This is a genomic window from Methanosarcina vacuolata Z-761 (assembly GCF_000969905.1).
Classification (GTDB): domain Archaea; phylum Halobacteriota; class Methanosarcinia; order Methanosarcinales; family Methanosarcinaceae; genus Methanosarcina; species Methanosarcina vacuolata.
Genome location: NZ_CP009520.1, coordinates 54,405 through 69,733, shown reverse-complemented (window position 1 = coordinate 69,733; position 15,329 = coordinate 54,405). Strand labels below are relative to the sequence as shown.

The following is a 15,329-nucleotide window of genomic DNA, read 5'->3' as shown; positions in this document are numbered from 1 at the left end:
TTTACGATTTATTCAAGATTGCTTAAGGTCAATTTAGATAGCTATTCAGGATCTTTACAGTATCAAGTAAAAATTTTTAATATAATTATATTTAGTCTGTTTTATTAAGACATAATTTTATATATGGTGAGATGCTAGAGCCTAAACGTTTAATTGATCATACTTTACAGGACTCAGTGCCTAGACCTCTAAGGCTGGGTTCGTGGAGATAAAAACGGAATCTGAAGCATCTAAACCCATGTGCGTACAACCGCTTCGAGTGGGGAAGCGACGGAAACGCCGGTGATTAACACAATGGATTTATTTGGAGCCACCCGAAGACAATCCGATAAGTGTATCTGAAAACTATATTAAAGCAAGTGATTGAACCCGTTATACGAAACGGAAGCCACCAGAGCATTCATTAAAATAAGTTTTTACAATCAGGGTGATAAAATGGATCGTGATACAACCCGAGATCAAAATATAAAAGAAAACGAGACTTTTGATGGAGACTGCCTCGATCTTCCGGATATCCCCCTTCCGGAAACCGACAACGTTCTATACTCAATTCTAAACTCCTTAAACCAGAACATTGCAGATTTTCACACCTTTGTGAAGTTCAACCCCTATCTGTCTGAGGAACATCTTAACGTTGAATTGCTTAAAAGAAGCATGGGCATTCACAGGGACTTTGCAGCTCTGTTCCTGCACACCAAAGAAGAGCTGGTTTTTACGTATCCCGAATTTATAGAAAAAACAGAAAAATTGCTGTTTAAGGGAAATGTTGGTAACGACTGCATAAAATATACCCACAAATTATGCAGAGCAATAAGCGACTATAAAATAGCCCTGCACAGAGAAGGCTATTTGCCTGACCTGAGAAGACAGTTACCACTAATTGATCTGTAATCATCCGGTAACTTACTTTTTCGCTCAAATTCTTTTTTCATCAGGGTTCAAAACCAGGCTTCCACTCTTTTATATTTTAAGATTATAATAAGTATCTTAACTCTAATCATTTTAATAATTTTATGAATTGAATGTGCTTCCAGTACTCTGTTTTGATTGAATGCAGAAAGGAAGTTTTTTCTCTATTATCTTTAAACTTTCTATATATTTTACGGTACTTCCAGAATTATATATTTCTTTTTCAGTACATCCGTAGTTTTATATGACCATAAGATATCTGAATTGCTAGGCATCTGTAAAAAAACGGTGTCTTTAAAAAACGGTATTTAAAAAACGGTATCTTAAAAAACGGTATTTAAAAAACGGTATTTAAAAAACGGTATCTTAAAAAAAGATCTTTAAAAAACGGTACTAAAAACGGATTTTCAAAAAACGGCATTTAAAAACGGTATTTAAAAACGGTATTTAAAAACGGCATTTAAAAACGGTATTTAAAAACGGTATTTAAAAAACGGTATCTTAAAAAAAGATCTTTAAAAAACGGTACTAAAAACGGATTTTCAAAAAACGGCATTTAAAAACGGTATTTAAAAACGGTATTTAAAAACGGTATTTAAAAACGGCATTTAAAAACGGCATTTAAAAAACAGATGCCTGTCTTCGTAATACGGAACCTTTTGTATTTGTTTCAAGAATTTTTCTCTTTCTTCACATTACGTATCTCCATTTTAGTATTGGATATCCTCAAGTTTACTTTAGCATGAAAATGCTACCATCTGCAAGCACTTTCATTGTTTTTGCATGTTATTCAAAGAATATCATGTTCGTTTAGTATGTCTTAAACTCCAAAAATTCTTTATATTATATCCTAGTATCTTGAAAATTTAGATATTAACCATATGTTAAATCTGAATCGCTATCGTTTAATGAAAAGTTATCAAAAATTATGCTCGATAATTAAGTTGCCATAATATTAGTTTATTGATTTCAAAGTATGTCAAGAATGAATTTTTAAAAAAACACGGAAAGCACGGAAAACACGGAAATGAGTAGTAAAGGCGTGGTTCTCTCGTGTTTTCCGTTTATTCCGTGGTTGTAATATTCAGATTAAATCGCTCTGCGACTGGCTGTGTTTTTGCGTTAAAAAATCTCATACGACTTTAAAACAATATTCGAATTGTAAGCAGGAATCATTTTTTTATTATGCACTTATTTTGAGAATCGATGCAATAGTTTGACAGAAAGATATAGTTTATAGTGTACAAATGGGCTTCATGCATTTATACACTATAAAATTCACAGTTCTGTTTATTGTTTATTGATTTTTGATATTTTTTCTTTTCCAGAAAATTTTGTGTTGACAATCCCGAAAAATTAAGCTATCGAACTCTATAATTCCAGTAGCGTTGTAAAGAAAATAGAAAATTGTGAAGTAATAGTAAAATTAAAAAAAAGTAATATTAAAAACTAAAATTAAAAAATAGAACTTCAGTTTTTACTGAAGCCCAAAGTGCTTTATGTTCCAGTCTGCAAGAGCCTGGATCTTCTTTATTTCTTCCTCGCCGCCTTCCATGGTGAAGAGGTGTTTGAACCTTTTCTGGGCTCTCAGGTACTCTTCAACTGGCCTGGGGTCCTTAACTTTCCTGACCTGGGTAATTTCCCCGTTTTCCATTTCATACATGGGCCAGAGGCAGGTTTCGACTGCAAGTTTGGCAATTTCCAGGGTCTTGGAGGTATCAAAACCCCAGCCTGTTGGACAGGGGGCCTGAGCATGGATATAGGTAGGCCCTACGATTTCAGTTGCCTTCTTGACCTTTCGTATCATGTCTCTTGGGAAACCTATGGAGGTCGTGGCCACATAAGGAGATCCATGAGCTGCCATGATAGCAGGCATGTTCTTCTTAGGGCGTGGGTTTCCAAAGGAAACTTTTCCGGCTGGAGTTGTTGTGGTACTTGCATCAAAAGGTGTTCCGCTACTGCGCTGGACTCCAGTGTTCATATACGCTTCGTTATCCATGCACACATAGGTGAAGTCGTGGCCTCTCTCGAATGCACCAGAAAGGGCACCGAGACCTATATCCATAGTAGAACCGTCTCCCCCGATTGATACAACCTTGATGTCATCCTTTTTTCCAAGGGCTTTCAAAGCAGCTTCCACACCTGAAGCCACTGCACCTGCATTTTCAAAGAGGGAGTGAATCCACGGAACCTGCCAGGAGGAATATGGGAAAGGTGTAGACATGACTTCAAGGCAACCCGTCGGGTTAACTATAATTGTATTTGGGCCTGCGCCCATAAGTGTGAATTTTGCAGCAAAGGCATCACAGCAACCTGCACAGCCGCTGTGCCCGGACGTAATATATGTTTGAGGTGCAGTTTTACTCATAGCAACTCCTCCTTAAGATCCAGGAATTGGCTTTCAATCGTGATTCCAGATTTTGCAACTTTCTTGGTTTCTTCTATAACCTTTGCAATACTTTCCACTGGAATGTCACGGCCTCCGTGCCCTACAGTATAGCCAACCACAGGTACACGGACTTTACTGTTGTAGAGACAGGATTTTGTTTCTGTAAAGAGCGCTCCTTCGTTAGTCCCGATAGAAATATTCTTATCAAGGACGACAACTGCGTGGGCATTCTTAACAGCCTTGCAGATCTGTTCCTTCGGGAAAGGCCTGAAGGACCTGACCTTTAAGACGCCGATCTTTTCTCCTTTTGCTCTATACTTATCAACAACATCCTTGACAGTGCCGAGAATAGAGCCCATAGCCATGATAATTATTTCGGCATCATCAAGCATATAACCATCAATAAGTCCTCCGTGATATCTACCGTATACTTCCCCAAATTCCTTTGCAACGGCTTCGATCTTTGGAAGGGCTTTCTGCATTGCCTGCTCGTGAAGATATCTGAACTCTTCATATGTATCAGGGGATGCAAAGGCTCCGAAAGTCTTGGGGTCTTCAGGATCAAGAATATCTTCGGGCTGGAAGGACGGAAGGAACTCATCAGTTAGGTCCTGTTCAAGCAGGACAACAGGTTCATAAACATGAGACAGGATAAAGCCGTCCATGCAGACCATACCCGGAACCATGATCTCATTGTCTTCTGCGATTTTGTAGAGCTGAGGCAGGGTATCACACGCTTCCTGAACATCCTCTACATAGAGCTGCATCCAGCCTGTATCTCTCTGCGCAATAGCATCTTGATGATCGTTCCAGATGTTGATTGGAGCGCTAATTGCTCTATTTGCCACTGTCATTAAAATTGGAAGTCTCATGCCTGCAGCGTTAAAAAGTGCCTCATGCATGAGCAGAAGCCCCTGGGAGGTTGTGGCTGAATAAGTCCTTGCACCTACGGCTGATGCTCCTATAAGGGCAGAAATTGCCGAGAACTCAGCTTCTACATTAATATACTCGCAGTTAGGGATTTCCCCGTCTGCCATAAACTGAGATAGATGTTCGACAATATGTGTCTGAGGAGTAATCGGATAGGCGGAAATTACATTTGGACGGCAGATTTTTGCGGAATGGGCCACAGCATAGGAACCTTCCACGACTACCATTTTCTTTCTGTAAGCCGGATCAATCATTATTTCTCCTCCAGAATCATTTCAATTGCATCTGCAGGACACTCATTTGCACAGATGCCGCAACCTTTGCAGTAATCATAATCATATTCAAAAAAGCCATCTTCTCTAGGTTTGATAGACATATCAGGACAGACAATATGGCAAATTCCGCACTTGGTACATTTTTCGTAAATATAAACAGGACGGAAGTTTCTCCAGCCTCCGGTTTTGTTTATGAGAGTAGAACCAGGTTTACAGACTCTGCAGCGTGAAATGTTTAAACATTCTTCCTCTTTATTTGTCACGCTTCTTCCCCCCTGATAAGCTTGTAGGCCTTCTGAATTGCATTTGCATTCTTTTCTCCTACCTTTCCTGAAAAACGAGCCCTTATTGCATGTTGAATTGATTCAACATTGATTTCTCCGGTTGCACCCGCAAAAGCTCCAAGGAGGACAGTATTTACAATGGGGATACCTATGATGTCCATTGCCACCTTGGTAGCGTCCACGGTCATGACCCTAGCTTTTGTATTGAGTTTCAGGCTTTCCGGTTTTTCGGTTGTGTTAACAATAATTATTCCGTCATCCTTTACCCCGCTTGCAACGTCAACAGTCTCAAGCAGAGTTGCGTCCTGGACAATAACATAATCCGGTTTGTAAATCTGACTTCGGAGCCTGATAGGATTATTGTTAATCCTCGTGAATGCTTGGACTGGGGCACCTCTACGCTCTACCCCAAAAGCGGGGAAGGCCTGGCTAAATTTTCCATCTTCAAAAGCTGCAACGGAAAGCATTTCAGCCGCGGTAACAGAACCCTGGCCTCCTCGACCGTGTATTCTGATTTCCTTCATCTAGATTCTCCTTTTTAATGAGATTTTATCTATTGTTTTTCGATTGTTTTTCAAATTTTTCTGTAATTTTGCTGTTCTCGGCAGTCTGTTTGACAAGTTTTAATTAGCTGTCTGGCACACTCTATTAGTCAAAATACTAAGCGAATTAACCCAATATTATTCAATTTATTTGCTTTGTCAGACACAATCAGCATTTTATTTTGTCAGACATAATCAGCATTTTATTCTGCCAGACACAACCACAGCATCTGACTCTTTCTTCAGGCACTACTGTAATATAATAAGTGTGACATGTACATCCATGTCAGGGACCCAAAAACCTGGATGGTAAATTGTTAACCTGGATCTCTTTCATATCATGAATTATAACTAATATTGAAAGGTTTATTTTCAATTCTGAATTCACACTGTTTTATGCCTGATAGTTCATGGATAATAGTGTAGAATATTATTAGGTTTTCGGTGAATTGAAATATATTCTTTATATATATTTCTAATCTATAATTATTTTTTAAATGTATTATATTTGGTACATTCAGGTTAACCTGTTGTCTGGTTACGTTTTTATTGCACCATAGCCGTAAACAAATATCTTTTTAAAAATATGGGATATTTTAATATTTCTCTTTATAGAAATCCTTTATTAACTCAATCATCGCTTTTCCATCTTTCAGATTATTAATCTTTTCCCTAATCTGCCGCGAGCCGCGCAACCCTTTTGTAAACCAGTGAGCGTGCATTCTTAGATTTGTAGACGTGCTGAGGTCATATTCTTCAAGTAAGGCGATATAATTCTCAAAGTCCTCCAATTGCCGAACTTGCCTGTCAAATTCCAGCCTTCCCCCAGTTTCCAGGTAATGCCTTATCCTTTTGAAGATAAAGGGATTCCCCATTGCTGCGCGTCCGATCATAAGCCCATCACATCCAGTAAAATCAAGGGCAGCTTCGGCAGACTCCTCATCCCTTACATCGCCGTTTGCAATTACTGGAATGGAAAGTTCCTGTTTAACGGCCCTTATCGCTCTAAGGTCTGAACTTCCGGAGTACATTTGCTCTGCCCTCCTGCCATGTACAGTTAGGGCAGAAGCCCCAGCCTCTTCGATCAGGCGTGCAATCTCAAGGGTTTTTTCATCCCTCTTCAGAATGCGGATCTTTGCAGTCACAGGAGTCTTCAGCACATCGGTCAGCTCTGAGATAATTTCATATACAAGTTTCGGGGAGTTAAGAAGAGCTGAGCCGCACCCTGTTCCAGTAATGCGCTGTGCAGGGCAACCCATATTCACGTCAATGAGTTCAGGTCTATACTCGTCTTCAATAAAGAGAGCAGCTTCCCTCAGTTTCTCAGGAGAACTTCCTACAAGCTGAACTCCAAAAGGTCGGTCTTCAGGGGAAGACAGCCCCTTGAGGAGTGATTTTCGGTTTTCATTGACCAGGGCATCTGCGCTGATCATCTCAGTATATGTAAGGTCAGCTCCATTCTGCCTGCAGAGCAACCTGAAAGCCAGATTTGTAACATCTGCCATAGGCGCAAGAAGAAGGTTTCCAGGTGTTTCGGTCTTGCCGATTTTTAGTTTATTAAGTTTCATTTTTCCAACGGTTTTTGAATATTTTGATTCTAGTTTGATTCTGTTTTGATTCCAGTTTGATTCTGTTTTGATCTGTTTTTGATTCTATTTTTAATTGTTTTTGGTTATTTTTGGTTATTTTTGGTTTCTTTTGGTTGTTTTTTGACTGTTTTTCTAATTATTTTCCTAGTGGTTTTCTCATTCCTTTCCCTTATTTATTTGTTTTGGAGTTGCCTCCTCAAAGATTGCTGCCTCTAGCTTCCTGTAATTGAAACCTTTTTGTGATTTATTGAGCCTCTTTTGATTTCCTGAAATTCTTTGAATCTATGTGAGTTTTCTCTAATACGCCAAAACCTAAAAATTCACGCAACCAGAAGTTTACGCAACTAGAAATTCACGCAACTAGAAATTCACGCAACTAGAAATTCACGCAACCAGAAGTTTACGCACCAGAAGTTTACGCAATCAGGAACTTACGCAACTAGAAATTCACGCAACTAGAAACTCACACAATTTCTGGCAAAAATAGAACGATTACTTAAAAACATAATCATTGTAATATATAATAATAAGAGAAACACAAACCAAGAACCTGAAAAGATTCAAGAAATAAAGAACAGGATGCCTGAACCAGTTAATCAAGAAAACTGATTCAGGGATTTAAAAAGATAAGTCGAGAGTCATATGAATTTGATTCATGAGAAGAGCAATCTGACATATCCCAGATAAGGAATCCTGTACTTCGCAGTCCCTATAATCCATTCATCTTTTACAGGCATATTATAACTTATCTGCCCTTCCTGGTCATAGTGACTGTTGGTTACAGCATTGTCTCCTTTGGTAATATAACCGGAATAAGGAGCAGGTGGACCGCCTTCCCACATTGGCTCTCCAGCTTCCACTCTGTACATAGCCCTATGAATAATCGGAGTCACTCCTTCCTCGCCATACTGGCGATAAAGAATCACATCTCCATAATTTTCAAATGACTTATAGCCTGTGTTTTTTCCTTCTTCGTACGTTGTAATATTTGATCTATCGATGCTTTTAATGAAAATAATATCTCCTATCTGCATATGCGGTTCCATACTCCCCGACTCCACCGCAACCATAGGAGTCCAGAGTCCAAATGCCAGCTTGGAAAGGACCATAAAAATGATCACGACAGCTACAACGGACATCAAGTCCTTCCCAAGGGAAACCCAGGCGTTTTCTTGTTCCTGGGCACTTTTTTCCTTATTAATCTCGCTCATGCTAAGCCTTTATTCTTTTGATTTTATCCTTATAGATGCCAGTGTCGAGTCAATCATCAAGGATTCAATAATTCCGAATAATTGCAATCGATTTGATACGACATTTTGTTGTTGACTCAACACCAGGATGCTGCGTTATATTCCATTAGATTTTGTCCTACTCGAAATCTTATCATCTGGCTAAACTTATTATTACCCAGGGACTTAGTATGATTTTCAGAGTATAATGCAGCCGCAAAACTATTTCAGCCCTACATTCTACATTTCTGACTTATATAAGTTAGTCAAAAATTGGTTTATTGAGTTTTCTCAGTAGATTACTGAAGACTTGTTTTTACTTTATATTAGTTTTCAATTAACTTTTTTAACCAATTCTTTTCAATTGATTAATCTATTTTTTTAATATTTTTTATTGTTTATTTAAAACATTTATCGTTTCTTAATAAACAATGAACAGATTCGTTCTATATCGTATAGGAACTAATACTCATTCTACAATAGATAGGAATTAATAACTATAAGTACTCTATCGAGCGTACAAAAGTTTCATACATTCTTCTTTATGGTAACAAACTAAATTTAGTACATTAGTTTTGTACCTTATTAGTTTTTATATTGTAAGCAGGCTTTTGCTTTAGTCTCTGTAAGTCTTGAGTGAAATTGATCATGGTGCCAGATCGCACGAAAAGTTGGAAGAACTCAGGTCAGTTCGAAAGGTCAGGTTGGAATTATGGAAAAAAAGGATATTATAAGGACTGTTATGGAAAAAGAGTACCAGATAAGTCCTGAAGCTGTAGAACTTATTTATTCCAGTAATTCTCCCGAAGACCTGCTTAAATATGTCCTTTCAACTGTAAATGCCTCTGTTATTGTCATAAGTATCGAAGATATAGATCTTGAAGGCTTTGACGCTTTTTCGGCAGGGGAATCGCATTCAGATAAAATACATGCCTCCTCTACAGAGGAAAGGAAAATTCTTTCCGGGACTTCCATACTTTCTTCCAGATCAGACAATCCATCTTCAGAACCTGATTCCTTTTTAGTGCCCGATCCTCTTTCAGAACCTGTTCTTTCCTCAGAGCCCGATGTTATTACTACAGCTTCTGATCCAAGTATAAAATTATCTCAAGACGATGTTCCTGATTCTTCAGTTCAGGGCATTGTTCTGGATAAGGCTTACGAACCAGATCCGGATATTCCAGATGCTTCAAACATTCAGGATATTCCAGATGCTTCAAATACTCCGAATACTCCGAATACTCTGAATACACAATCAATCACTGTTTTATCTGACGAAGCTTTGGCCTCCGATCTTGCCTCAGACTCCTTTTCTTCGGTGAAAACAACAACTCCAACTTTCTCTTTTCATCCCTCCCTGGATGCAAACAGGCCAGTCTCCTCTTTTTTCGGGCAGGAGAACTCTCTTTCCTCAATTCCTTCAAATAGGAGTTTCAGGACAGAACCATCTTCTTCCACTTCTGAGAGAGGGATATTTTCGAGTTCCATCGATGAATACAAACATTATCCGGGCAAAAATCCTGTGACCGTCGTTTCGGATATAACAGGGCATTCCACCTGTGTCGGGGAATATATGCAATTTGTGCAATATTTTAGGGACAGATACAGCAGGCTTTCGGAGATTATCCGGAGCAGGATCAATGCACGTCCTATCGAAAGCTTAAAAAGAAGAAGCTTTCGCAGAGGAGGAGATGGAGGTTCTGAAGAAATCTCGATTATAGGTATGGTTTCGGATATCAACAGCACAACGAACGGCCACAAAATCCTTTCTCTGGAAGACCCAACAGGTTCTTTTTCAGTCCTGATTCGAAATTCCGATAAAGAGCTTTTTGAGCTTGCATCAAAAATTCTCCTTGATGAGGTCATAGGGGTTACTGGTTCGATAACCAATGACGGAAGCCTCATGATAGCAACAAAGCTAATACAACCCGATGTCCCGAATAATGTACAGCGCAGAACTGGAAGCCACGGAAAAGCTATATTGATTTCGGATGTGCACGTGGGTAGCTCCCAGTTTATGGAAGATGCCTGGCTTGATTTCCTGGATTTTTTGAAAGGGGAATCGGATTCAGAGGATATGCGGGAACTTGCAGCCAGTGTCCGTTATCTTGTTGTCGCAGGAGATATTGTTGACGGGATAGGGATCTACCCTGACCAGGAATTGGAACTTGACATTCTGGATGTCTACGACCAATACAGGAAGGCCGCCGAATATTTCAGGGAAATCCCCGAGCATATTCGTGTAATAATAAGTCCAGGTAACCACGATGCTGTTCGCCAGGCAGAACCTCAGCCTGCCCTGCCGGAAAGTATCCAGGCGTATTTCTCTGAGAATATTGTTTTTGTTGGTAACCCTGCTTTTCTGGAACTTGACGGTGTTCGCCTTCTGATCTACCACGGCAGGTCGATTGACGACCTTGTGGCGAGTGTCCCCGGAGTCTCGTACCAGGAACCTGCCGGGGCAGTCCTTGAGATGCTGAAACGCAGGCATCTTGCTCCGACCTATGGGAGTAGAGTTTCAATATCCCCTGAGAAAAAGGATTATTTCATAATCGATCCTGTGCCTGATATTATTCATACAGGTCACGTCCACACCCTTGGGGTCCAGCACTATAAGAACGTCCTTCTGGTCAATTCCGGAACATGGCAGGGCCAAACAGAGTTCCAGAAGCGTGTAAATCTAGTACCTGTCCCTGCCAGGGTCCCTATCGTGGATCTCGAAAATTTCGACGTAAAGATTCTTCCTTTTGACTGAATTTTTATAAACTGCGACACTATTCTTATGCACTATATTAGGGCTCTTCGCGATTCCGTATGGATAAGATGATTTTTAACTCCTGATGAAGTTTCCTGCTACCGTTAATTGCCTGACATTTTTCAATCTTTGAAAAAAGGTAAAAACCTGGAAAATGCTAAAAGACATTTATAGCAGTCATGGAATTGAGAAGCTCTCAAAAGTGCTCCCCGGAAGACGCTTTCTGGAAGCTGAAACTAATTGCCGGCAGCGTATTGCTATCGAATGTTTAAGGATAGATTTTCCGGCGTGGATTCTTGAAAAGTATTTTTTCATAACATACGGTAATAATTAATGATTTTTTTAGTAATAAATAGTAAAGTAAAAATTAGATTAATGAATACCCTATGGAGATTTTTAAAATTTCTCATAATTCCTTCGATGCATCAATTTTCATCACCCAAGCATATCCCTCATCAAGCACCGTCCCCTGGTAAGAATGTAAATTTCTGAAAATTTGTTTTGCAAAAATTTACATAAATCAATTGCAAGAAACTAAATATATACCAAAAATGTATCAGGATATTCATTTAACGTTAAGCTAGATTCATTATTTCAGAAAATATCTACAAAACTTAAGGCTCTAAACTTCAAAATCAAACTGACATTGAATTTACGGAAACGGTATAAAATATGAATCATTCAGTGCCTAAAATCTTACTGTTACTACTCACACTGACACTGGTTGGAGTTGCTGCCGGAATCAGCGAAAGCAACAAAGAAAACCCCAATGAAACAACCATCTTAGATATAAATGAGTCAGAAACTCAACAGGCTATAGAACCTCCCACACTAACACTGGTTGGAGCTGCTTCCGGGATCAGCGAAAGCAACAATGAAAACTCCAATGAAACAACCATGTTAGATACGAATGAGTCAGAAACTCAACAGGCTATAGAGCCTCTGATAAAGGCATTAGGAAATGACAATATAGACTCCAGAAAGGAAGCCAGATTCGCTCTGGAAGAAATGGGAGAAAAAGCTGTAGATCCTCTTATAGAAGTTATTGACTCTGAAAACCCGGAAATAAGATGTGAAGCAGCTCTGGCTCTTGGAAATATTGGTGGGCAAAAAGCAGAAAAAGCCATAATAAAGCTTTTGAATGACGAAGACCCGAAGGTTAGAAGCAGTGCAGCTCTAGCTCTTGGTAATGCAAGAAGCCAGAGAGCAGAAAAACAACTAATCCAGGCACTTTCAGACGAAGATGAAAGAGTGCGCTCCAATTCAGCCTGGGCTCTTGGGGAAATTGAAAAGACAGGTTCTTCTTCAGAGGAAGATGACTGGGGAGGAACCTTATTCTCAGGAAAAGTCGAAAATGAGGAAATTGTTGAGGCACTCTGCCTGAGTCTCGAAGATAATAACAGTGAGGTAAGGTCCAATGCAGCAGAAGCTCTGGGGAAACTTGGAGGAGAAAAAGCTGAAGAGTCTCTGATTCAGGCACTTTCAGAGAAGGACGAAAAAGTTCGAAGGAATGCTGTGGAAGCCCTTGGAAAAATAGGGGATAAAAAAGCAACTGAACCCCTGATAAAAGCATTGAATGACGAAGATAGAGAAACAAGAAAGAAAGCCATTGTCGCTCTTGGAGAACTCCGGGAAGAGAGAGCAACAGAAGCCCTGATTAAGGCCCTTTCGAGTGAAGATAAGGAAATCCGCTGTACTGCCGCTGTTGAATTGGGAGAGATTGGGGATCAGAGAGCCGAAAAAGCCCTGATAAGTGCTCTTTCAGATGAAGATCCTGAAGTAAGGAGTCTTGTCGTGGAATCTCTTGGAAAATTAGGAGAAGAAGAATCAATAGGAGCTCTCGTCCAGCAGTTAAAAGACCCTGACCAAAAAGTCAGAAATATAACTGTAAAAACGCTTGAAGAAACGGGAGATAGAAACACTAAACCGATTATTCAGGCATTAAAGGATAAAAATAAGAATGTCAAGCAATATGCTGGTGATATTCTTGTTGAAATCGGAAAACCAGCAGTTAAGCCCCTTATAGAAGCCCTTTCAGATGATGATGCATATACAAGCAGTACGGCCGCCTGGGCTCTTGGAAATATAGGAGATAAAAGAGCAATAAAACCTCTCATTCAAAATCTCTCGGCTGAAAATGAAGAAACAAGATTGAGCTGTGCCAGAGCTCTTGTAGAAATAGGAGAACCCGCAGTCCCTTATATGATAAAATCTCTTGAGAACCAGAATAAGACTGTTAGAAAATATATTGTTTTTTCACTCATTGAAATGGGAGACAAGAGAGCCGTTCCAGAACTTGAGGAACTTTTCAAGGAAAAAACAGAAACTTCTGCTGAACTTACTGAAAAAAAAGGTGACGAAAAAGTAGACCAGACTCTCCAGAAGGCTGTAGAAGAAAAAGACCTGAACTTCCGGAAGGAAGTGGCAAACGCCTTTGAAGATGTTGGGAACTCAGAAACAAAACCCCTCATCAATGCACTGAAAGCAGACCCTCAAAACATAAAAAAATACGAAGAGGCTTCCGGAGTTAATCCTAAAGATAAAAAAGCGCCGGAGAAACTCTTAGATGCATTAAAACATGAAGAGAGTTATGTGAGAGTCAGCTCTATACTTGCACTGGGAGGAATGAGAAAAGAAAGTTCTATCGAGCCTCTTATTGAAATACTGGTCAAAGACTGCAATGAGACAAAAGCCTGTGCAGCCTTTTCTCTTGGAGAAATTGGAAACAAAAAGGCAGTGGAACCCTTATCAATTGCCCTGAAAACGGATAAATACGACAATGTGAAAGAGTGCAGTGCCATTTCCCTCGGAAAAATCGGGGATCAAAGGGCAGTAGCCCCTCTTATCATGGCTTTAAACGAAAACGATTCCGTAAAAAGTTGTGCAGCCCTTGCTCTGGGAGAAATTGGAAGCCCGAAGGCAGTTAAATCCCTGACCCAGATACTATCCGATGAAGATCCCGAAGTAAGGCAAAATGCAGCTCTGGCTCTGGGGGCAATAGGGGACCAAAAAGCAGTGAAATCTTTAACTGTGACACTGCAAGATGGAGACGAAAATGTGAGAACCGCTTCAGCATGGGCTCTTGGAAATATAGGTAATGCCACAGCTGTGGGTGTGCTCAATAGTGCTGCAGTAGATGGAAATGAAACACTCAGATGCGCTGCTTTAGAAGCTCTGGGAAAAATAAACGATCCAAAAGCAGTTGGAACTCTTGAGAAGGCTCTTGAGGATAATAACTCCAGAATTCGGCTCTCTGCTGTTACTGCTTTAGGAGAGATAAAAGATGAAAAAGCAACTGAAACTCTTGTCAGAGCTTTGGGAGATAATAACAAAGAAGTAAGAAACTGCGCTTCAAAGATCCTTATTGATAGAAAAGAAGAAGCAGTGAAACCTCTAATAAGAGGCCTGAGTAGTGAAAACAAGAATATCAGGGAGAACTCCGTGTTCCTGCTAATTGACATTGGAGATGAAAGAGCGGTAAAACCTCTCACCAAGTACTTAAATGCAAATACCAAAGCTCAACCTGAAATTCAAGAAAACAAAACTTAAACCAGACGGATAAGGTCTTCAAGTGCGGCTTTTGGGTCTGCGGCTTTCACAATTCCAGATGCCAGAAGCACGCCTTGAGAACCAAGGTCAAGGGCTGCCCTGAGATCTTCACCTTTGGAAATCCCGGCTCCGCAGAGTACCTTTACCCTGGGATCAATTTTTGCAACTGCCTCAACCGAACCGCTAACAACTTCGGGGTCAGCTTTTGAAACGGGGATTCCGCTCCCTATAAGTTCGGGGGGCTCGATTGCAACATAATCCGGACCCAGAGCTGCTGCTGCTGCAGTTGTCGGGACATTATTAGTGCAGATAATTGACCTGAGTCCGAATTCCTTTGCAGCCTTTAACGATGCCTCGATCTCTGCAAGGGTCAGACGCTTTTCAGAGTGGTTGATCAGAGTCCCTACAGCACCTGCCTCTTTTATGGATTTTCCAAAAACATGGCCTGTGAAGCTTCCTGCTCCTATTCCATCCAGATGCTGTGAAAAGACCGGAAGCTCAACTTCCGAAGCTACCCTGTAAATATCCGGAAGCTGCGGAGCTACTGCTATCTCGATACCTGACTCTTCGGATACGGCTTTACAGGCCTTTGCAATTTCCACTGCTCCCTGACCAGTACCCTGCAAATAAGTCTTATAGTTCAATACAATGAATGGTAAACCCAAAAAAATCCCCTCTTGAAAAGTAAAAAGAATGGAAAGCGCGAATTTCAACGCTTTCTCTAAAGGTTTCTGCCGAAATCACTGCATGGTTTTCCCCTTTAGCGGTAAGTTTTTAGCAGTAGGTTTTCAGCAACCTTTTTCGGGAAATTCTGAAACCTTTTTATGGAAAATTCCTAAACCTTTTTATGGAAAATTCCTAAACCTTTTTATGGAAAA

Annotated in this window: 11 protein-coding genes; 4 read left to right on the top strand and 7 right to left on the bottom strand. The window is 40.1% G+C overall.

Translation table 11 applies throughout. The features are described from left to right. Window positions 1-435 precede the first annotated feature (435 nt). The gene (locus MSVAZ_RS00480) at window positions 436-891 is read left to right on the top strand and encodes a hypothetical protein (RefSeq protein ID WP_048116689.1); all 456 of its coding nucleotides are present in this window, start codon (window positions 436-438) and stop codon (window positions 889-891) included. A 1,495-nt stretch (window positions 892-2,386) separates the two neighbouring features. Here MSVAZ_RS00480 and porB read toward each other — a convergent pair. The 6 genes from porB to MSVAZ_RS00450 all read right to left on the bottom strand — a co-directional run bounded on the left by porB (window position 2,387) and on the right by MSVAZ_RS00450 (window position 8,129). Further along, the gene (gene porB, locus MSVAZ_RS00475) at window positions 2,387-3,277 is read right to left on the bottom strand and encodes a pyruvate synthase subunit PorB (protein ID WP_048116684.1); all 891 of its coding nucleotides are present in this window, start codon (window positions 3,275-3,277) and stop codon (window positions 2,387-2,389) included. After that, window positions 3,274-4,482 carry a pyruvate synthase subunit PorA gene (gene porA / locus MSVAZ_RS00470; protein WP_048116681.1) on the bottom strand — a complete coding sequence of 403 codons (1,209 nt, stop codon included), beginning with the start codon at window positions 4,480-4,482 and terminating at the stop codon, window positions 3,274-3,276. Before porA ends, porB begins: the two co-directional genes overlap by 4 nt. Next, window positions 4,482-4,766 (bottom strand): pyruvate synthase subunit PorD, encoded by a 285-nt coding sequence (gene porD, locus MSVAZ_RS00465; RefSeq protein WP_048116678.1) that lies wholly within the window; start codon window positions 4,764-4,766, stop codon window positions 4,482-4,484. The genes porA and porD overlap by 1 nt, the downstream gene beginning before the upstream one ends. Beyond that, window positions 4,763-5,311, bottom strand: a complete 549-nt coding sequence (locus tag MSVAZ_RS00460; RefSeq protein WP_048116675.1) for a pyruvate ferredoxin oxidoreductase subunit gamma — start codon at window positions 5,309-5,311, stop codon at window positions 4,763-4,765. Before MSVAZ_RS00460 ends, porD begins: the two co-directional genes overlap by 4 nt. 614 nt (window positions 5,312-5,925) lie before the next feature. After that, on the bottom strand, window positions 5,926-6,897 hold the full coding sequence (gene dusB / locus MSVAZ_RS00455) for a tRNA dihydrouridine synthase DusB (protein ID WP_048116672.1): 972 nt from the start codon (window positions 6,895-6,897) through the stop codon (window positions 5,926-5,928). A gap of 674 nt (window positions 6,898-7,571) precedes the next feature. Then, window positions 7,572-8,129: a signal peptidase I gene (locus MSVAZ_RS00450; RefSeq protein WP_048116670.1), complete on the bottom strand. Its 558-nt coding sequence runs from the start codon at window positions 8,127-8,129 to the stop codon at window positions 7,572-7,574. Between the two features lie 730 nt (window positions 8,130-8,859). Here MSVAZ_RS00450 and MSVAZ_RS00445 point away from each other — a divergent pair. The 3 genes from MSVAZ_RS00445 (at window position 8,860) to MSVAZ_RS00435 (ending at window position 14,451) form a co-directional block, all read left to right on the top strand. Then, entirely contained in the window at window positions 8,860-10,902 is a 2,043-nt protein-coding gene (locus MSVAZ_RS00445; RefSeq protein WP_048116667.1) for a DNA-directed DNA polymerase II small subunit, read from the top strand. 154 nt (window positions 10,903-11,056) lie between these two features. Next, on the top strand, window positions 11,057-11,236 hold the full coding sequence (locus MSVAZ_RS00440; protein ID WP_048116665.1) for a hypothetical protein: 180 nt from the start codon (window positions 11,057-11,059) through the stop codon (window positions 11,234-11,236). A gap of 350 nt (window positions 11,237-11,586) precedes the next feature. Further along, the gene (locus tag MSVAZ_RS00435; protein ID WP_232316161.1) at window positions 11,587-14,451 is read left to right on the top strand and encodes a HEAT repeat domain-containing protein; all 2,865 of its coding nucleotides are present in this window, start codon (window positions 11,587-11,589) and stop codon (window positions 14,449-14,451) included. On the opposite strand, the gene tpiA is transcribed toward MSVAZ_RS00435, so the two are convergent. Next, a complete protein-coding gene (gene tpiA, locus MSVAZ_RS00430) occupies window positions 14,448-15,116 on the bottom strand; it encodes a triose-phosphate isomerase (RefSeq protein WP_048116659.1) in 669 nt (222 codons plus the stop codon). The genes MSVAZ_RS00435 and tpiA overlap by 4 nt on opposite strands. Between the last annotated feature and the right edge of the window lie 213 nt (window positions 15,117-15,329).

Bases quoted from the DNA above. Each gene is read 5' to 3' on its own strand.
- MSVAZ_RS00480 (WP_048116689.1), top strand. From the start codon at position 436: ATGGATCGTGATACAACCCGAGATCAAAATATAAAAGAAAACGAGACT.
- porB (WP_048116684.1), bottom strand. From the start codon at position 3,277: ATGAGTAAAACTGCACCTCAAACATATATTACGTCCGGGCACAGCGGC.
- porA (WP_048116681.1), bottom strand. From the start codon at position 4,482: ATGATTGATCCGGCTTACAGAAAGAAAATGGTAGTCGTGGAAGGTTCC.
- MSVAZ_RS00460 (WP_048116675.1), bottom strand. From the start codon at position 5,311: ATGAAGGAAATCAGAATACACGGTCGAGGAGGCCAGGGTTCTGTTACC.
- dusB (WP_048116672.1), bottom strand. From the start codon at position 6,897: ATGAAACTTAATAAACTAAAAATCGGCAAGACCGAAACACCTGGAAAC.
- MSVAZ_RS00450 (WP_048116670.1), bottom strand. From the start codon at position 8,129: ATGAGCGAGATTAATAAGGAAAAAAGTGCCCAGGAACAAGAAAACGCC.
- MSVAZ_RS00445 (WP_048116667.1), top strand. From the start codon at position 8,860: ATGGAAAAAAAGGATATTATAAGGACTGTTATGGAAAAAGAGTACCAG.
- MSVAZ_RS00440 (WP_048116665.1), top strand. From the start codon at position 11,057: ATGCTAAAAGACATTTATAGCAGTCATGGAATTGAGAAGCTCTCAAAA.